This window comes from Pacificibacter marinus (genome assembly GCF_900109555.1).
Classification (GTDB): domain Bacteria; phylum Pseudomonadota; class Alphaproteobacteria; order Rhodobacterales; family Rhodobacteraceae; genus Celeribacter; species Celeribacter marinus_C.
In genome coordinates, this window is record NZ_FNZV01000007.1 from 112,475 (window position 1) to 134,102 (window position 21,628).

Annotated in this window: 2 protein-coding genes; both read right to left on the reverse strand. The window is 57.9% G+C overall.

Translation table 11 applies throughout. From position 1 onward, the window contains the following. Positions 1–2 precede the first annotated feature (2 nt). Positions 3–20,561, reverse strand: coding sequence for a leukotoxin LktA family filamentous adhesin (locus BM025_RS10545; protein ID WP_085849560.1), 20,559 nt, complete (start codon positions 20,559–20,561; stop codon positions 3–5). Beyond that, a complete protein-coding gene (locus tag BM025_RS10550) occupies positions 20,561–21,262 on the reverse strand; it encodes a hypothetical protein (protein WP_085849561.1) in 702 nt (233 codons plus the stop codon). The genes BM025_RS10545 and BM025_RS10550 overlap by 1 nt, the downstream gene beginning before the upstream one ends. Positions 21,263–21,628 lie beyond the last annotated feature (366 nt).

Consider the following 21,628-nt stretch of genomic DNA (forward strand, 5'->3'; position numbering starts at 1 on the left):
GCTTAATTAATCCTGTTTAATTTGACGGCAGCACCCTGTTCACTGCTCGACCCCACATAATAAGCAACGCCATTGACGAGGATAAAATCATCTTCATCGTAAACGCGGCTGCCTCTCGGTGTGACCGAACTCAGTTCCCAGAACGGCGTGCCCGGCCCGTTGCCCATATCCACACCGTTGCGCATCACACGGATCGTGTCACGAACCAAACCCGCACCGGGGAAGTCCAGAAATTTGAGCTCGTTGGTTGAATCAGGCGAGACTGTGTATTGCACAACATAGGCGTCAGAGATGCTGTAGTAGCCTTCCATATCAAGTGCGAAAGCATATTCAGGTTCAAAGTACTGCACGTTGGCCGTGTAGTGCGGCCGTGGCGTGCGGTTGTCGAACAGCAGTGTTTGCAACGGTGACGTCAACAGGAGCGACCCGGGAACGTACGCGTTGTCGATACTCACGTTCTCTGCCGTGGTGTCGAACGTCGTATCGACAAAGAACAGATCATCGATATCGATCCCCGCAGGCGCATCAACAGTAACCGTCGCCGACGTGCCAACTGTGCCACGTCCACCCGTCAAAGTCATTTGCAGCGGGTTTGGACCCGAGGGCACTTGCGTGATCCCCGCCGTAATCGTCCCGCCGCGCAACACGATCTTTTCTGAAACTTCCAAATCAGGCAAGGTCAGGTCGCCCGTGGCATCGAATGACATAGTCTTGGCACGGCCCACATCGATCCCGATGTCGCCGTTATAAGTCACGACACCACCGGCAACACTGCCCGCAGTCAGGTCGATATGGTTCGCAGCCTCAAGCAAGTCTCCAAAGATGTCCTTGCTCGAATTCAGGATCGCGTCGATGCCAGCGATAATCGTGGCAAAGCTGATCCCATTTGCGTTCAGACGAACCGTGCCAGCGGCATCAATCGAGCCACCGGTGATGGACCCGTCTGTCGAGGTGACAGTCACGTCACCTTGATCCGTGGGCAAAGCGCCAGTTGTTGTGATCTGTGTAAAGGTCACATCGTTCAGCGCCTGCATTGTCTGCGTGCCAGTGCTGGTCGCGGAGCCGACAGCAAGCGCGCCGTTGGTTGTCACCAGATCCACTGTGCCAGGTCCTGTTTTCCCTGCATCAAGCAGGTCAATGGTCAAGTCACCGATCGAGGCAATTTTGACATTGGCACCCGCCGTCGCTGACTGGCCAATGAACGAACTGCGCGCGTCAATACCGATGCTGCCCGTGCCTGCGTTCAACTTCGCTGCAGTGATCGCAAGTGGTGTGATCGCTGCAATGTCTCCCGTGGTGGCGTTCAGGTCGATCCGCGCGGTTTTGATAATAAGCGGGTTTGCCACATCCGTGGTTGTCTCAGTCACGCTTGAACCATCATAAGGCCAATCGAGCGATGTCGCGTTGGGCGTGGTCTGATCGCCAATGCCCTCGCCCGAAACAATCTGGACCAATGCGGTGGCATCTGTTGTCTCGATATCAAAGACGCGCAGCGGATCGGTGCCCGCAAGAACATGACCAGCCGCATTAATGGTGACATCGCCCAGTGTCGAGATACCCGTCACAATTGCATCGCCCGTGGTTGTGGTGATGGCGACTGTGCCCGTTGGCGCAACCATCGTCGCCCCATTGAACATTTGCAGCGCGCCAGCCGATGCAACGATGCTGCCCGCTGTGGTTGAAACGGCGCTGTTGCCCGTGATCGACAATTGACCGCCCGCGATCAGCTGGATTGGTCCGCCTGATGTCACAGCCCCGTTGATGACAGCCGCGTTTTCGGACTGCAACAAGATCCCGTTCGGCGCAATGGCCGAGGTGATCACAAAGCTGTCGCTCTTCGGCCCAAAGAGATAGATCGCACCCGTTGGCGCCGCCGCAGTGATGCCACCGCCAAAGTTAACGCCGACGTTCAAGGTCCGACCTGCTGCGCCAATATTGCCAGCCGCCGTGGTCAAAACCACATCCGTGCCAAGAATGTTGATCAGTTGATCATCATTAGCATTGGCGATCCCTGTATCAGCGAGAACGCTCACGTTGCCCGGCGAATAGATCGTGTCGATGGTTGCCGTACCTGTAACGTCGAGAGCAATATCGCCCTGCGCCCGTGCCGTAATTGTCGCGCCCGCCAGTGGCGAGAGCTTCATTGGGCCAAATGCAGGACCATACGGATCAAGCGGATTAACGCCCGTTCCGATACCACCTTGTGAGGCTTCAAGAATAAGATTGCCAGTCGCCACAACACCAGATCCGACATTGGCAATTGGGCCAACAACCTGAATACGTGTGTCACCGAGAACGCTAACGTTGCCGAGAAGACCATTACCGCGCGACGCGAGATAGGCCGTACCGTGGTCGAGGGCACCGGGCGTTCCAGTCACATCGACTTCGAGTGCCGTGACTGCGTCGAAATTCAGCGGACGTTTGCTGAGCACTTGGATCGTCATGTCAGACGCTGCGACAAGCTCGTTTGCTGCCGCATGAAGCGCCGCACGTTGCGCCACCGACATCGCACTTTCATCAAGGCCCAGAGGCACTATGACTTGCGTGTTCAAAATGCCCGCATTTACGGCTGCGGCGTAGGCGTCAATCTGCGCCTGTGTTGGATTTGCAGGTAGCGCACTAATCGCGTCGACGATGATCTGCAAATCCGCACGCTCGGCTGTCACCAGCGCAATTTTCTGCGCATCCGTAAGCGCGCTTGGGTCAAGATCAGCTGGGATCAGAACGCCAACGGTGGCTGTGCCCGCGCCGATGGTTTCACCAATGCCAACACCTGCGTTCAGCGTCACTGTGCGACCCGAAACGTTTGGCGCCTTAAGCACAGGGTTGGTGCCTGTCACCGTTTTAAGAGCCCCAGGAGACAGTGCGAACGCCAACTGACGATCGGACCAGCCCGAACCACGTTGCAGATCAGCGACATCATCAGGGTGGTCGGCAGGATCGTAAGCGTAGCCTGCGACATAAGCCGTTGTGAGGTCGCCGACCGTGTCATTCATAGCCCTGTAGCGCGTGGTCATTTCATTTTGGTAGGCGACAATATCAACGCCTTGGTCAACCAGCGCCTTATACTGAAGCGAGTCTGTGGCGAGCGTGAAATTATAGCTCGGATCGAACGCCGCGCCGCCATCAGATTGGCTCTTGCGGATCTGCCAATAGGCATTGTAATCCGCTGTGCGACCATTGGCAAAGGCGTCAATCGCGAGCTGAACCTTGGCGTCATTCTCGGCAGTGCCTGTGATCAGCCCAAGCGAATTCCAATAGCCCAACAGCTGGTTATAGGTCCGCGTGTCTACAGTCTGGGTTGGGTTGTTGTCGAGGATTTGACCCGTTGTTGCCAGCAAGATATCCCCGCCAAGCGATACGACTTGGTCGACCAACATGGTCCCGTCAGCATTGCCCGTCCAGTCCTGCGTTGTGGTGCCCCAGCTGGTGGCAGAAATACCAATGTCGCCTGCAGCAAGAACGCTCAGACCATAGGCGGGATCAGGATCGACGCTATCGCCAAAGTTGCGGTTTGCCAGTGAATAACCAGAGTTGACCGTCAACGGATCAGCAATCGAGCCGACATCGCCGTTGTTCGCAACCAGCGTCACGCGTGGCGCTTGAATGACACCTTTGGCGGTTGGGCTTGGTGTAAAGAACTGAGACCCCTGCCCCGACTTGATGTCAGTGCCAGCCGTAATGTCGACATTGCCGTTGCCCGCTGTGGGGTCACCCGCTGCCGTCACTTTTTCAATTACAATGCCATTAGATGCGGTCAGGTTCACGTTGCCCGCTGCCGCTGTGGCGACCAATGCGCCGTTTCCATTGACCGCGCCGTCCATCCGCAATTGCACAGACGCAGCACTGGTGCCAACCGAGGCCCCTGCCTCAAGCTTAATCCGACGCGCCGTAATCACCGCGCTAGAATTGCCAGTGATAATCGAGTGGCCAGCGCCCGTCGCAGCGATTGTAACGTCGCCATTGTGCGCATTGACCTGACCGTTGAGGGTCACGTTTGATGGCGATGTTACCTGAACAGCAGAAGTGTTCTGACCGATAAAGTTGATCGCAATCGGATTGTCGGCCTTAAGCGCTTGTGTGGTGATGGTGGTGTAGTTCTGGACCATTTCATAGGTCGTGGTGACCGTTGAATCGATACACAGCGTCCACCAGTTACAGGATCGGCTGCTTTCGCCCAGCTTCTCATAGGAATAGCTGTCCATGAACGAATAATCGCTCGACAGGTTTTCGTCCGTGATGGTGCTGTTGTCGACAACGTTGTAATTCGGCGCTGTGACCAAAAAGGCCGGCGCATTGTTGCCAGTTCCGTTGGTGCCGGTCACAATCGATCCATCGACAGAGATAAACTGGGTGGTTCCGGTGGGCGATTGATACTGGCTCAGATACGTGCCATCTGCCAATCGCGTCGCCGGAGAAATCGTTGCAACACCGCGCGATGAGAAACTCGTGTCAAAGCCGATGCTGAGATCGGCTGATCCGAACAATTGTTGGTCTTTGGTTTTCACCTCAGTGGTCAGTTGGAATTTCTCGGCTGTGGTCCAGATGTAACGCAAGTTCGCCGTTGTCGAATAAGAGGCGCTGCGATCATTGCCGTCGGAACTGGCCGAGGAGTCCGCAACAGCAACAGCGACCGTTCCAGCATAGCTTGGAAGACCCGTTACTGTGTCCAGCGTTCCAGACTGTGTCGCGATCATGATCTGGCCGCTGATGCTCCCGGGGACATAGTCGCGAGTATAGACCGTGCGCGTCACATTGACCTGTGATGGATTGGTTGCCGACGGTTGGTCCGGCGCATCCACGCGGGTGATATCAGTGATATCGATGACCCCAGCAGTACCACGCCCCGCAACACCAGTCGTATCAGCCCCAGCATCTAGGGTCTGAAGCACCAGAGGAATGTTGCTTGTATTGGTGATGTTGATGCGACCAAAGCCGTCAAGGACGTTCAACTCGCCACCGCTAGACGAGGTGTTCATGATCTGGCCATAAAGCTGGATATAGCCACCGTGCACTTCGGCACCATTCACGACATACTGTGCGTTATCAACATCATAGCTGACGCCGATATTGTCGGTAGCACCGCCAATGACAGTGTAGACAAGACCATTGGCACCCGCGTCGGCTTTGTACGTGTTGGCCTGCTCAATGCTGAATTCCAGTCGCGGAGTCACACCTGTGCCGCTGAGGAAATCTTTGATATTGATGAGTTCAGGCGACCCGCCGCTCGTGACCGGAATAGTGTACATCGGGTTGGTAGACGCATCGAGCACGACAGCGGCATTGTATTCGGTGATCGCCGCGTGAAGTGCCGTGGTGTCCAGCCCGTTCGGGTTGAGGTTCAGCGTAATGGATGTGCCGCGATTGTTGGTGACCGTTGGTGTCGCAGAAGGTGAGCCGCCTGCGATGATGCTGTCTCTATAAGCGGTTACTTCCGCCTCGATAGAACTTTCGCTCACCCCGATTTGCACAGGATCCAGCGCTGTCAACTGCGGGTTTGCCCCCAAAGTGACCGACAGATCCACGATGCCAGATTGGATCGTGCTGTTGATATTGAGATAGCGCGCGCTGATCGAGATCGCGCCATTGGCAATAATTCCGCTCCCTGCTTCGGCAGGGTTTGTCGCGCTGTTGAAACTCGCGGGATCACCACCAACGTGATTGAAACCATTGACGTAGCTCGACACGAAATCGCCGTTGCGCGCCAGAATGTTGACCGACCCAGCGTTGATCGCGCCGTGAACATAGATGTTGCCATACTCAGAGGTCAGATCGACCGTTCCGTCGGGATTGTTGATCGTCTTATTCGCGGCGACGATCAGGTCTGGTGGAGCCAAGCCTTGCTGTGCGGTTGTATAGGCGCTGCTGGTCGGGTTGTAATTGTTCGTCAGCGTCACGATAGGCCGACTGCTGGTCAGGCCAGTGATGACTTGATTGAAGTTGGCCGAGGACGGCTGCCCAGGCGCAAAAGCCGTGACATCGGCAACGGATTCAACAATCACGCCATTCACGCGAATATATCCAGCCTCGTAGGACGGCATGGTGATATTGTTGACCTTGAGCGTCGCAGCCGTGTTGTTGATGATGCTAATCTCGGCGTTGCCAGGGGCCGAGAGCACACCAGTGCCGCCACCAGTCACGATATTGCCGGACAAGTAGATGTTGCCAAGCCGCGCTGCGACATCCTTGACCTCGATCATCGGTGTCGATGGGGCCGCGGCGGGGTCGGTCGATGCAAGCGGAATTTGCGTATTGAGGTCGGCGATGCTTGAGGCCAAGGTCGACGCGCTTGAGGTAAAGGTGCCGACTGTGTAGCCACCAACCGCTGGTGTGGTCGCGCCATTCAGTGTCGTAACCCGATCACTGACGGACGTGTTTGCCGTCCCAAGCGCCGTGTTCCAGTCATTCACGAAAGTCTTGGCATTGGCCACGATGCTAAGGTTGGTCCCTACAGTGCTCGTACCCGCCACCGCGCTACCGTTGGCGGTAGTCGCCAAGTTGGTGAGGTTGCTGTTGATCGTGCCCATCGTCGTATTCAGATTGTTGGTCGCGGTCTTAATCGTCGTGTTGTTGCTGACGATTTGGTTGAGCTTGGTCGTGATCAGCCCTTGGGCGGTTGCCACCTGCGCCGAGGTCGATGCGGGAGCGTTGATGATCGCAATCTGGTCATTGATTTGGCTCTGCAAGGTCGCGTTGGCCGTGACGGTGGAATTGATGGTCGAACGATACCCATTTGCGCTTGTCAGTCCGGTTGAAACGTTGCCGCTGTAGGTGTTGTAATTGTTGATCAGCGTCTGCGCGGCTGCGTAGGCTGGGTTCGTCATAGTGCCGCCCGAGCCATCAGGAATTGTCGCGGGGGTCGCAACCGCCGCTGTGTAAGCTGGTAGCGATGCGGTCTGCGTGCGCGTGGTGGTCACGTAGGAATGGTAATCGTTTGCCGTCCCGTTGTCATAGGCCTCAGCGATGCTGGTTGGCAGCGCACTGTTCACCACTGTCGCTTGGTTGGTGAATCCGTTCGTGGCCGTGTCGAGTTGGTCCTGAGTGGCGGTGCGTTGATCGATCAACTGTTGTTGCACGGACTTGCCAGAGGCGTAAGGCAAGAGGTTGAAATTACCGCCCGTGTCGAACGAACCAAGTCCAAGCGCAATCAGTTTTTGCTGCAAGAAGTTGATTTCGTTTTGATAAGCGCCAAGCGCGACCGTATCGCCCTCGGTATTTGCTTTCAAAAGCTCAAGTTGGGTCAAGCGCTGGACAATAACCGAATTGTCCGCAGTGATTGAACTGCGGATGATGCCATCCTCGCCAATCGTGCCGCTGACCGAGATGCACGACACAAGGCTTGGGTCACAAGACGCGCCGTAATTCAGGGTAAGCGATTTGAATTTCTGTAGGCCAGTTGCCACCAACCCGTCCAACGCGAGACTTGCGACACCCGTATTACTGGTAGTGCCACCATGGTAGTCGAATGTCACCTCGTCGCCGCCGAACACACCGCTAATGGCGCTCGCCACAGCTGCCAGTGCTTCGCGGTAAATGTCGGTGCCAGTGCCGACCGCCGAGAGCGTGATATCACCGCGGTCCGCCGCGATTGTGATGTCGCCTGCGGCAAGGATACCGATCAGCGGTGGCGGGGTCGTGTTATCCGTCGTGCCTTGGTTCACTGACGCGTTGTTGACAAGGTTGGCTTGTGCATCAGGTGAGCCCGGAATTGGGATCGCGGAATTGTTGAACAGATCAATTGTGGTCCTGAGGTCGATGACCGACCGCGTTCCGGTCGGGCTGCGGCCTGCATAAACGTTGACCGTCGCGCTGCTCGGCATTGATCCGTCAGCTGGCGAAACCCCATCCGTCGCTTCGATCCGCACGTCCGTGCCGATATCGACGGTGTTCGCGACGTCAAGATTGGCCCAAGCATGGCCATCGGGCGCGCCCGCAACACCGTAAGTGGTGGCCGAACTGCGGCCATCCATCTCGGCTTGGTTCCAAGCACTGATAAAGACATCACCTTTGTCGACCAACAAGGTGCCATCCGCACCGATGTTCACGGTCGCGTTTTGATCCGCAGCAAGTTCCACAACTGACTTGGCTGTGGCGATCGCGCCCGCTGAATCCAGCTTGGCTTTCTGATGTGTGATCACTTCGTTGTAAGCTTCGATTTCAAGCGCAGAGAGACCAGATGTAGGTTTCAGCAACCAGACGTCCGCAGCCGCGCCGACATTTGCCAGCGTATTTTGCGTGATATTCACGTTCGCTTTGCCTGCCGGCAGGTTCAGCAAACCGCCCGAGCCAGAATCCACGTTCCAATCAGCATCGTCCGCGTTGAAAGTCGCAGGCGCTGGCCCGTCTAGCGCATAGGCGCTCTCGCCCAAGAAGAAGTTGTGCACATAGTTGGCAGCATCAATCGTGAGATTGGCCGCCCAGACCCGCGCGTAATCGCCGAGGCCAGAATTGACTGTCGCGGTAACTTGGTGGTCAAGCGACGCGCCACTGGCACCAACAAGCGAGGCTTGGGTGCTATCAACGGAACCGCCAAACAGCGCCGTATGCGTGGCATTGATATCAACGGTGCCATCCGTGATGCCAACGAGGAACCTGTCACCCGCCGTACTTGTATTGATCAAAGCCTCGGTGGTGCTGATGGTCGTCGTATCGGCAGACGAAGCCGCACCCGCAACCACGCCACCAGAACCGGCAACGGCAGTTGAAGTGTTGTCGTCGACGCCAGTCGCGCTGATATTCAGCCCGCCTGCTGTGATCCCTGTCATGTCCGTTACAACTGCGCGCGTGACCGTTCCAGAGATCGATTCAGCATCATTGCTGCCAAGTGCTGCGATGCCAAAGACATACCCTGTTGCGTCTGCGGTCTGTTTGGTTGCGGAATTGGCCGTGATGTTGACCAATCCAGTCGCGTTGATATTGCTGTCCTTGATATTGGTCTGGGCCGAGGATTGGTTTTTGCTCTTCGCGTCGCTACCTGCAAGCCCGACAAGCGCGCCTGCGACAGCGACGGCATCAGCCGTGTTGGTGCCCGCCGCGATGGAAGACCCGAGAGTGACAGTGCCGCCATCCAAGATAGAATTCCCGTAGACGTCATTGGCCACTGTTACGCCAAGCGTGGAATGCGCGAGCGAGACGCCCGCCGCAAGAGCGCCTGCGAGTGCCGCGCCGCCAGCATCTGTCGAGGCGCTATTGGTTGCCTTTGCCGTGCTGGTGATCGCGTTATTTGTATAGATCGCCGCGTCGTTCATCTTGGTCGCTACCGTGGTTGTCACGTCGCCAAGCGCAACGGCGCCCTGCACCGCAAACCCAAGACCGCCACCGGCGGCCGTTGTGTTGGCTTTGACCCAATCGTCTGAGGTCGCGCCCAGTGTCACGTTGCCGCTGCGGCTTGCATTGGTGCCGATATCGACGCCGCTATCTGTTGTTTCGCCCGAGGCATCCGCACCAAGCGCGGCTTTGGTCGAGCCACCGATGCTGGCAGTGGCAACCGAAACACCGGCCGCTCCGGACAGACCGAAAGATAGGCCAAGCGCCTCGCCATCAATCGAGCGCGCCGAGGATGCATTCACGGCAGTTTCGCCAGACACCGCGACTGTCGCGCCGTTGATATAGGCGTAGGTGTCGGAATCGTCCGAGACGACTGACACAGCCGCCGCAAGTCCAAACCCACCCGCGACACCGACAACGGTATTGGCGGTCATCGCGTGCAAGGTCTGCGCATTCAGCGCAAGGCCCGCAGACGTGATATTCGCCGCGCCAGAAAGCTGTGCAGTATTGGTTGTATCAACGCTCTGAACCACGATGCCAGCGCCGACACCTGCGATACCAACCGCTGCGGCCCCCGCGGTTAAGCTGGTCGTCAGTTTGTCGTAACTGCGCAGGCCAATCGTGCCGCCAGCGACAACAATTGCGCTGCCCATATTGGCCGAGGTGCCAGCCGGAACGACAAGGCCCGTGTCCGGTGTCGTGTCGAGGGTCACTGCTTCGCGTGCCGTCTGCGCCTTGGCGCTGGCGGTTTGGATGCGCGGATCGGTGTCAGGGTCCGCAAACAGGCTGCTGACGCCATCGCCACCATCGTCATTGGTCTGGTCGTTGGCCTGATCTGTGATGTCTGAGAGCGCGTATTTGCCATCTGTGGCATCGCTCATCTTGTCGTCTGCGTCGCCACCTGGTGTGATCCCATTGCCGTAATCGTAGACCGCGACTGCCGCTGCGACACCGACGATGCCGCCAGCGCCAGACACGATGACAGAATTGCCCGCCTTGTTTGACAAAGCGCTGGCCGACACATCGCGTTTGGCCGCCATCACCACGCCGTCGCCGATGGTGGCGCTGGTGGTGGTTTTGATCACGCCCACATCCACGGTGCCCGCAATGCCAGCAAGACCAACAGCAAGGCCGCCCGCATAGACGTTGGAAATCGAGGTGTCGCGTGCTGTCACATAGACGTCTTGTGCGCCAGTCGCGCCCGTTTGAGACGCATCTTGGTTGATCTGCACGTTGTTGCCAATTTTGGCCGAGGTGGTAACGTCATGCAGTTGGACGGTCACAACGCCACTGATGCCAGCATACAGTCCGCCAGCAGCAGAGGCCGCGATGGACAGATTGCTTTCGCCAGACGTTGCCGCCACGTTCAGGCCACGCGCCGCTCGCGTGGCGGTCATATCGGTGCCGGTGTAGGCCCCAAAGGTGTTGGCGCTATTGCCAAGGGCCGTCACGCTTGCCCCATCTTCGATGTCTGCCGTTGTGGTTTTCTTGACCGACAAGACGCCGACCGCGCCGCCGATTCCGGCCGCGCCAAAACCAGCCGCTATCGCGCCATTCATCGAAGCCACGCGGGTCTGATCGTCAGCCAGCACTTGTACATTGCCGCCCGCGACCGTCGTGCCGCCAAGGCTCGCTTCAGTCACATCGGTGATGGAGATAACGCCAACGCCGCCCGCAAGGCCGACAGTGCCGCCCGCACCCAAAGCTGCCGAGAAGGACGTAAAGTCCGCTTGAGCGTTTGCTGTGACGGCGACGTCGCCTGCCGCCTTCATATTTGCCGCAGTATCGACCGTTGCTTTGGTGGTGGCGTTCACCACCGTAACCGTCACACCTGCGCCCGCACCAACCGCGCCAGCGCCAGCCGCAGCCCCTGCAATGCCAAGGTTGTAGGTGTCGCTAGCCGCTGCAACAGTAACGCCTTGATTGGCATGTGCCGCGCCCGCAAGTTTGTTGATCTGCGCCGCTTTGATGGTCGCTTGTGTGTCAGATGTGATCACGGGGACGTTGCCCGAAAGTGCAACCGCAACGCTACCTGCCGCGCCGAATCCGACCTCAAGCGAGCGCACCGAATTGGACGCAGCCGCGTTGACGACAACGCCGTGACCTGTCTCAGAATGCGCCGTGCCATTGCGGGTTTTGGTCAAAAGCGACAAGCCCGTATTGCGGGCGTCTGCTGCCGTCAGACCGACATCGCTGGCGCCACTTGCGTTGCTGGCGACGAGACCGGTTGATGCGTCCCAATCGGGCAGATCTGCACCTTGGAAGCTGTCCGTAATAGATGTGAAAGTCGTATCAAAGTCAGATACATAGTTTACGCCTGTGCCGTTACCCAGCGCAGTCACCTGCGCCAAATCTTTGATCGTGGCATGGGTTGTGTTGTCAATAATGACGATGCCAACCGAAGCCCCGACACCCGCGCTACCGCCTACGCTGACGGAACCGACGAACGAGTCCACAGATGCAAAATCATTGGCAAGGACGGCCACGTCATCGCTGGCAAAGACGACGGCGCTTTCGCCGATACTTGCCGTTGTGGCGTTCTCGATGGTGTAAACAGCCGCCGCACCCGCAAGGCCTGCGCTGCCACCGATACCGGCGCTGATCGCAATAATATTGGCCGCTTCGCCGCTCTGCGCGTTGACCAGCACATCGCTGGCCCGCACCAAGGCATTATCGCCGATCGAGGCTGTCACCGTCTTGGTGATGACACCGACTCCAACCCCTGCGCCCGCACCCACGGAATTGCCGCCACCGACCGCACCAGGGTAGGTGTCGAGGGTGGAATTATCGGTGGCTGTAATCGCGATATCCCCGACCGTGCCAGATTGGCCGATCTGGGCGTAATCGCCGAGCAAGGCTTCTGTTGTGGTGTCGAGGATAAAGATGCCCGCCCCCGCGCCAACACCGACTGATCCGCTTGACGCGCCACCAGCCACGGCAAAAGTTTGGCCCGTCTGGCTTGCATTCGCGTCGATATTCAGCGCGCCAGCCTGTGTGATTTTCACCGCGTCCGCCGCACTTGTCCCGTTGGCAATCGCCGCACGGGTTACGTTTTCGACCGTCACGACCGAAGCCGCAGCCCCAATGCCGACGCTGCCGCCAACACCAAGACCACCCGCCACGCTCAGGGTGTCGAAATCATTGTTAGCTGTCAGCGACACATCACCCGAGGCGGCAATTTGCACCCCAGTTCCAATTAATGCTTCGACATCGTTCTCAGAAACCAGAACCGTTGCAACACCGGCGATGCCGACGTTGCTCGCGCCCGCGGCGCTGACGCTGATGACATCAATGGATTGCGTCCCGCCTGCGGTAATATCCACTGCGGCGGCATCAACCAACTGTGTGTTGTCGGCAAGCTCGGCGGTGGTTTCACCGCTGTTGACGATCACCGAACTGGAAACCCCGACGCCGACCTTACTGCTGACAGCAACGCCGCCCGACAAAGCCTTGGCATCAAACGCATTATTGGCCGAAACGGTGACATTGTTGGCGCCCGCATCAATGGTGCTCGCAGCGGAGCTGGCCGGATTGTTCAAGCTTTTGCCAATGGCCGCAGATGTTACATCTGAGAACACCATGACAGAGAACGAGCCTTGCACGGCGACTTTGCTGGACTGCGCGCCACCGATGGCCTCGGCGTAGTAGTTGCCCGTGCTAAACAGCGGTTGGCTGACGATGTTGGTTTGGAAGTCCTCGAGATCGGTGAAGGTGAACGGTACGGAGGGCGCTATTTCGGCATTGGTTGCTGCGACTTTGACGCCACCAGAGGTGATCGCAGACCCTGCCCCGATATTGGCCGTATATTCGTTATCCGACACCACAACGGCGACAGATGCACCAATCCCCGCCTGCCCGCTTGAACGCGCAAGGCTGGTGGATTTCGCACTCATCCGACTGGAATTATCGGCCGTGACATTCACTGCGCTGACGCGGCTCGCGTTGCCAATCGTGACATTATCGCCAATCGTGGCTGAGGTGGTTGTGTTGGATACATCAACCGCCAAGGCCCCCGCGACGCTGACTTTTTTCGACGAAGCCCCTGCAAAGGCGAGCGCGGATAGGCCATTGAGGAAGTCGGTTTTACCCGCAACCTGAGACATATTCTGGCTGGTCGCGGCGGTCACATTGACGGTGCCTGCGCGTGTCACGGTTGCACCATCCGCGATGCTGGCCGTGGCGCTGTTGTTGGAAATGCTCAGAGCAACGCCCACAGCAACGCCGATATTCGCACCGGAAGCCGTGCCGTCACCGCTGGTCGCGATATTGGTGTCATTGGTGGCCGATACTGTCAGGTCGTTGGTCAATGAAACCGTCACATCGCTCAGTGTTGCGCTGACCGCGTCCTGTGCTGCAGCGACGCCGACGGCGGCTGCGACAGTTACTTTGCTGCCGCCGTTGCCCGTTTTCTGGTCGGACCCTTCGGTCCCTTTTTGGTAGTTCTTGGTCTCGGACAGGCTCTGCGTGCTTTTCGCATCAGATGTTTCCGAGGCTTCTTTGTCTTTTCCGCCGCCCGCACTGGCTGTGGCGTAGGCCTCATAGCTGCGCGACGACGATGCCGTAATCGCAAGTGATGCTGCGGTCAGATCGCGGGCAAGCTCCGCCGATGTGACAGATGTGTTCTTTAAATCGGTCGCCTGAGCGCCATTGCCCGAGATGACTGCAACAGCCGCGCCAACCCCAACTTTGCCGCCCTTGGCCTCGCCCGTGCCTGTCGCGGTGTTCTCGCCACTGCTGGTCGCGTCGATCACGACCGCGCCTGTGGTGGTGATCGCGTTGCCGGTCCCAATTCTGGCACTCGTCGTCACATCCAAAAGCGCCAATGCAACCACGGCGTCAATTGCAATGCCGCCCTCAGATCCGGCTTTAGCTTCAGTCTCGGTCGAGACGTCAGAATTGGCGGTGACAGAAATGCCAGCGCCGTTGTTAAATGTCGCGCCGTCTTCGATTTCAGCCGTCGATGTGCTGGTAACGAGATTCAGCGCAACCGAGGCGCCGATGCCGACTTTGCCACCCGTGGTGAGGCTATCATCAAGCGGCGCAGCTTTCGCAGTCGCGATCATCTGTTGATCGGCGGAAATGATTGAGGCGCCAGAACCAGCGTCAACAACCGAGGTGCCTGACACAGTGGCCGTGCTGGACGCGTCAATAAGATTCAGCGCCAATGCGCCTGCGATGCCGACCTTGGACCCACCCGCGCCAGACTTGGCGGTGGTGCTAAAGGTACTGACGTGTGGCGTGCCGGATGGCGCGGCCGTGAGGGCCGAAACCGTTACGCCATTAGCGGAATACGTTGCATTTCCAAGGCTTGCAACATTGGTCGACGTGATCGCATTGACCGCAGCAGCAGCCCCGATCGCGATCTGAGCGGCCGAAGCGCTGGCGTCAGAAGACACCGTGCCGTCAGTTCCGTTGGTTGCGCTGACCGTCAAACGACCGCCCGCTGAAATATCATGACCGTCTGACATCGCTGCGCTGACAGAAGATGTCACCACGTTCACGCCCACAGCGGCTGCGACCGAAAGCTTGCCTTCGCTAGACCCTGCAGAGTGATCTTGATCCGATGTTTCTGTCGTTGCGGCTTGCTGGTCGGCATCGCCAACATTGCTGTCAGATTGCGTGGTTTTCGCAAAATCGAATTGGCCCGAGACCCTATCATCGACAGTGCCTTCACCATCGGAGGATTCGTCGTTTTCATCGGCGGCTTCGGCACCTGCCGCACCAGCGGTTACTGTCAATGAACCTGTAGATGTTCCCGCAGCCGAGAATGTCACATCGCCAGTTGTCGCAGTGATCGAGCGGCCTGTTGAGACAACGACTTTATCGGTCACCAAAGCAAGCGAAAGCGCTACGCCAATGGCGGCTTTGTCGCCGACAGCTGTGGCAGATGCATCGGTTGTTTCTGTCGCCGTTTGTTCCGCGCTAACTTCAACCGAGTTGTTCACAGTCAACGTATTGACATTGCTACCGATTGTAGCGCTTGACGTATTGGTCACGAGGGTGAGCGCAAGAACGGGAACGATAGACACCCCGCCCGCGGCACCCGCTTCGGCTGTGGTGATGATGTCATGCGCAGCGCTGGCCGATACGGTCAGATTGTCCGCATTTATCAATGTCACATTACCGCCGATTTTGGCGATGGCACGATTGCCGATGATGTTGATCGCGGCAGATGCGCCGATCCCGACAGTGCCGCCAACTGTGCCTGTAACTGGCAGAGCTTCGGCTGTCGTTTCCGTCTGGTTGTCAGCGGAAATCGACACGTCGCCATGTAGCGCAACAGTGGAACCGTCTGCGATGCTGGCGATGCTTTGGGTGTCCACAAGGTTCAGACCAAGTGCGCCAGCGATGCCGATTTTGGACCCACCCGCGCCGGATGTTGCGCTGGCAAGATAAGTATCTTTGCGCGTTGCGGTGCTGGCCGAATTGGCTGCGAGTGCTGCGACGTCCAGTTTATTGGCGGAGATCACAAGACTGCCAACGTCATGGCTGGCCGCACCAAGTGTGGCATCGTTGCGCGTGTGAACCACGTTCACAGAGACCGCAGCACCAATTCCGATTTGCGCCTGCGCGCCCTCTTCACCAACGGCGGAGGCCGTGGTGGTGGCAAGGCCATCAGTATTGCTGGCGGAAAGAATTTTTAGTGTACCCGTGGGCGAAGAAATATTTATAGCATTGGGAACGCTGGACGAAACGGTGGCATTCTGGATGTTGACAGCAACGGCGGCTGCGACCGTGACCTTGCCCTCTTCGGTTTCAGCCGAGTGATCGTCGGCGGCTGCCGCATCAGTGTCGCCTTGCTGCTCGCTATCGCCGACACCTGCATCGCTTTGCTGGCCGCGCGCACTGGTAAGACGGTTGTCGACGGTATCATCCACGGTGGCATCTTGGCCCGCTTCTGCATCGCCACTATCATCGGCGGCTGCTCCGCCAGACGCGCTGGCCTCAGCAGTCAATGTGCCCAGAGATGCGCCCGCTGCAGCAAGCGTGACATCACCCCCTGCAGAGATGTCGCGACGCGTGGTCGCGGTAACAGTATCGTTGACAAGGCTCAGCGCCAATGCGGCACCGATGGCTGCTGTGCCGCCTGCTGCCTGACCTTTGGCCGAGGTTGTTGTGGTCGCCTGTTGGGACGCCGAAATCGTGATGTTACCCGTGGCCGTGACGCCCGCTGCAAGAGAACCAAGTTCCGCCGTGGTTGTGTTGTTGATCATCGACAAGGCCACCACTGGCGTGATCGAAATCCCGCCCTCGGACCCAGCTTCGGCGGTGGTCGTCACCTCATGCACAGAGGTTGCAGACAGGGTAATGTTGCTCGCGCCCGTGAGCACAGCGTCATCGCCCAGTGTGGCGGTCGAACGGTTGGCAATGATGTTCAACGCCACAGATGCGCCGACGCCAACTTTGCCGCCAGCAGCGCCGGTTTCATCCGGTATGGCGGTCGCGGTGGTATTGGTCTGGTTGTCGCTCGCCAACGTCAGGTCGCCGCCCGTCAATGTGACAGTCGCGCCGTCTGCGATGGAAGCCTGACTTTGTGTATCGACAAGGTTCAGCGCAAGCGATCCCGCAAGACCTATGTTCGACCCGCCCGCACCCGAAGTGGCGCTGGCAAGATAGGTGTCAGTGGCAGCCGTCGCAGGATCTCCGGCGATCAGTTTGGCGACATCGAGCTTAAGAGCTGACACATTAATTGAGCTGGCAATGATCGCACCATTGCCCAAGGTGGCGTCATTATTGGTGTGAACCACGTTCACGGCGACGGCAGCGCCAATACCGACAGCGGCAGGTGCGTCGCCAACGGCGGTCCCGTCAGAAGTGACACTTGCTGTCGTATTGTTCGAGGTCGCGACGGTGAGCACACCACCCGCAGTGATGTTCTTGCCATCAGGCACGCCAGCAGACACCGAAGAGGACTGGACATTAACGCCAACGGCCGCTGCGACAGTGACTTTACCAGCGCCTTCGCCCGTTGAGGCAGACCGCCCGCTTTCGTCCGTCGCGCCATCGGCACTGGCTTGCTGTTGATCGGCATCGCCGACGTCAGCGCTGTCTTGTTGATCCGAGGCGTGGGTCAGATTGCTGGTGACCGTTGCGTCGACTGTGCTGTCTTGTCCAGCAGCCGCATCGCCGTCCGCGTCGGCAGCTTCACTGCCACTGGCGCTTGCTGTTGCCTCAAGCGTGTTCAGCGAGGCCCCCCAGCTGCGCAGAGTCACGTTGTTGGCGGCGTTCAGATCGCGCAGCGTTGTGGCCGAAACTGTGTCGTTGACAAGTGCGACAGCAACCGCCGCACCAATCGCCGCTTTGCTGCCAGCCGCGATCCCAGAAGCGGTGGTCTCTTCGGTCGCCTTCTGGCTTGCCAAGACATTGATATCGCCCGAAGACTGCTGGGCTGTCGCACTTGTGCCAAGCTGTGCCGTGGTGGTGTTATTCACAAGCGAAAGCGCCAGCGCTGGCGTAATGGAAATTCCGCCGCTTGAGCCTGCTTCGGCTTTGGTCGTGATCTCGTGGATGGATGCCGCCGAGAGCGTAATCGAGCCAGGAGTTGTCAGTGCAGTTCCATTCGCAACCGTCGCGGTTGTGCGGTTCGCTACGATGTTTATCGCTACCGATGCGCCGACGCCGACCTTGCCAGTGGCCCCTGTCGTGTCAGGGAGCGCTTCTGTTGAGGACACGGATTCGTCGCTTGCCGAAATGGTGACATCGCCGCCAGAAATCGCCACTGGCGCTGAGGCGCTGATGGTGGCTTGGCTTTGCGTATCGACCAAGTTCACAGCCAGTGATCCAGCGACCCCGACGTTTGTCCCGCCAGCGCCTGATGTCGCTTTGGTGGTAAAGCTGTTGCTACCGCCCGCAGACATTGCTGCAGAGACAGCTAGGCTACCCGTTGAGATGCCCTGCCCGCCCAAAGTCGCATCGTTGCGCACTTTGGCGATGTTAATGCCGACAGCAACGCCGACGCCGACAGTTGAATCAACCGCCGAGCCATCCGCTGTGACAGCAGCAATGTTAGAGGTCAGTGTATTGATCGAGGCGGTGCCGGAAATATCAGACGCACGCCCTGAATCCATCGTTGCCGTGGTGGTCGATGTCAGGTCGGAAATCGCGAGAGCGCCGACGACAGAAACCTGCCCCTCGGATGTGCTTGCAGCCGATTGATAGTTCGGATCGTTCAGATAGGTGTCCGCTTCGCTGCCGGCTTGCGGCTCGGATGCGCCACCTGCGGCGGCAGCGGCATTGGCCACGATATCTGTTGTTGTCGTGGCATCTAGTGACAGGCTGGCGGCGTTGATATAGCCCATGCCGTCCACTTTGGCTGTCGTGGTCGCACTGACCACGCTGACCGCGACACTGGCGCCATAGGCAGCAGCAATCGGCGTTGCGTCAGCATGGCTCGTGACCGTGTTGGTCGCGCCAAGGCTCACATTGCCGGAAATTGTCAATTCGGCGTCACCGACGTGTGTGGTTGCCGCACTCGTCACTGTCGACACTGCGACAGCGCCATCCGCTTTCGAATTTGCGGGCACAAGTGATTTGGTCGAAATTTGGGTATCAGCCGTCGCAACGGAAGACAGGTTTGCGCTCGTCGCCTGAATAACGGCACCGCCGATCACATCAACCGACGCGTTCACGTTGGTGACCACAACGCCAATCGGCAGGTTTGCAGAAGACGCGGCAGTCGACGCTGTCGCTGTTGCTGTCAACGCGCCAGACGCGGTGATCTGACCGCCATTGATAGAGACCGACGCATTCGCTGTTGGCAAAGAGGCGATGATTGTCAAAGGGGCGGCAGTAGACGTCGCAAGTAAATTCACATCGCCGCCACGGATTTCGCCACCAATAGAAATCTGCGCCGTGCCGTCGGTTTTTGTCGCAATAAGACTCACAGTTCCTGCCGTACCGCCACCAACCGCTGCCGCGTTCAGCAAACCACCCGCCGCAACACTCAGTATCGGCGCGGTTAAGGTGATATCACCAGAAGCGCCGCCTGAGAGGGTCGTGTCGATGCTACCACCAGCTTCGATAGAGATTGAATTGTCGGCCAAAATCGACACGTTCACACCGCCTGAGGCTATCGAATTGCCTGCGGTGATGGTCACATCAATCGGGTCAATCAAAAGCGTGCCGCCATGTCCGGCATCAGACAGCAGGTCAAGAATAACCCCGCCAATTACGGCATGTTTCCCGCTCAGTTCAACAAACCCGCCAGCGCCGGTTCCCGCGCCATGCGCCGAAATAACTGCGCCAGTTTGGGCGAACAGCGAGCTTCCCGCATAGACGACAATCGTGCCGCCGATACCGGATGCACCTTCGCCATCAGCGCTCAGTTTTGCGGTCGAGGCGATGGTGGTGTCGCCACCGGATGTGATGTTGATCTTGCCGCCCTGCCCACTTGGGCTTGCCTCAACACGGACTTGCCCCCTGACATTGGCATGGCCCGCAGCGACGATCGAGATCACGCCATTACGGCTGACCATAGCGCCGCCTTCGACCATGCCCGTGGAATTTACCGTGGCTTGGAATTTTTGTCTCTGTGTCAGATCGTTAGCGGTCACATGCGCGCCGCTTGCACCCGTCAGCGTCACGTTTTGGCCATCTAGGGTAATGCCGTCTTTGGCGTTGATCTGGCCAGAGATGACAATCGACCCATCAGCCGAAATCGGGATTTCGCCACGCATCAATTTGCCTGCCGCAGCATGGTTGATGGTGCCGTCTGCGCCAATCACAGATTCGAGGAACTCGTCGGTGGGGGTATTTACTGTCAGCGAGCCGACGTTGACCACGCCGGTCTTGCCCACAATAAAGCCGTGGGAATCCGAGAAATAGACGTTCCCTCCGATATCGCCGTTTTTGTAGGAATTGAGGATGCCATCAATGACGACTGGCCCGCCGCGCACGATATTGACGAGGTTGTCAGTCGCTGTCGGCAGGTAAAGATTTACCGTATTACCAACGGCCTGCTCAAAGCGGGTGAACGAGTTATATCCGGTGTTGTTAGAGATCGTGCTGGTGGTAATTCCGGTCTGGTTACCGTTAACAGTTATCGTCGTATTGGTCCGGCCATCGGTGACAATGTTGTTGCCTGCAGGCACCGAGGCACCCGCGTCTTGTGCATGCACAGCGAGGGGGCCACTGACTGCAGCAAGGGCGGCAAATGCGAATGTACTGGCCCCCAATCGCAAGTTTGCGGTCAGCGTTCGCCGCCCCCTTAGGGATCCATGTGAAAAATCGACCAACCGCAGGGCAAGGCCTTGCGGTTGAAGGTTGGATTTACCACGATGGATCCGCTTTGACATTAGAATGATCCTTCAGGAAGGGTGAAAATATCAGGGGTATCGGGGTCGGAAGAGTACAGCAAATCAAGGCTGGCGGGGGTCAGCGTATTGCGACCATCCTCGCCCGTCGTGAACGCGCCTTGCAAAAGCAGTAGCGTCGCGTGATTCTCAGCGTCAGCGCCACGGAACATCAAAATTCCGTTCGGGAGCGCTACGTTGGTTTTAACCGTGTCGGGCACATAGCCCTCGGTCATAAAATGGGTCCGCAGCACGTCGCCGTTGTCATACAACATCTTTGCGGTCACTTCTGGATCGGTCTTGGTGCTCCATGTGGCGCCCACTTGGATCAACGTCTTGCTCTCGTATCCGAAGACATAAGAAACTTGGGCAGTCCCACCATCCAAGATTAGGTTTGGCACAGCAACGGTCAAAATCTGGGTCCGCTCAACCGCGTTTTCACCAGACTGAATGCCGTCATCCTTGATCTCGAAGTCGGCCAAAATGGCGGCGCGCACCGCGTCTTGGTCCATCCCGAACTTGGCAGAACGGAACCCGTCGACCACGACCAGCGGGGTCATGCCCTCAGCCGCGGTATCGCCAGCAACAGTCGCCGCTGCAGACTGTGAAAACGCAGGCGCGATTGGTCCAGTTAAAACCAAGACAGCCACACCAAACGAACTCATCAGGCGCTGGACGACGGGGAAAGTGGGGCGAAGCGACATAGTATTCCTCTCACGTGGAAGTGTGTGCTTCGAACAGATCAATCCGATATCAGCCTTAATATTAGCGGCATAATCAAAAATAACTTTCAAACGCAGACACGAAAAAACAGCAGTTTCCCAAATAACCCACAGCCCACTGGGAACAATTATTCGACCGAGGTATCAAAGCTAAAAATTAAATAATATCTTATAATTGGCGCAAGAGCTAACACAGTTAACGTCACGTTAATAGATAAATTTTAAATTGCACCCCCAGTATTTCAAACACGCAATTAAATGACACTGAGGCCGATTTGGACAGGTTGGTAAACGATGCTATGAACCAAACGCGTCTTTTGCTAAACAACCCCCGAAACGTAACGGCGC

Coding starts and splice junctions, on each gene's coding strand:
- BM025_RS10550 (WP_085849561.1), bottom strand. CDS start 21,262: ATGTCGCTTCGCCCCACTTTCCCCGTCGTCCAGCGCCTGATGAGTTCG.
- BM025_RS10545 (WP_085849560.1), bottom strand. CDS start 20,561: ATGTCAAAGCGGATCCATCGTGGTAAATCCAACCTTCAACCGCAAGGC.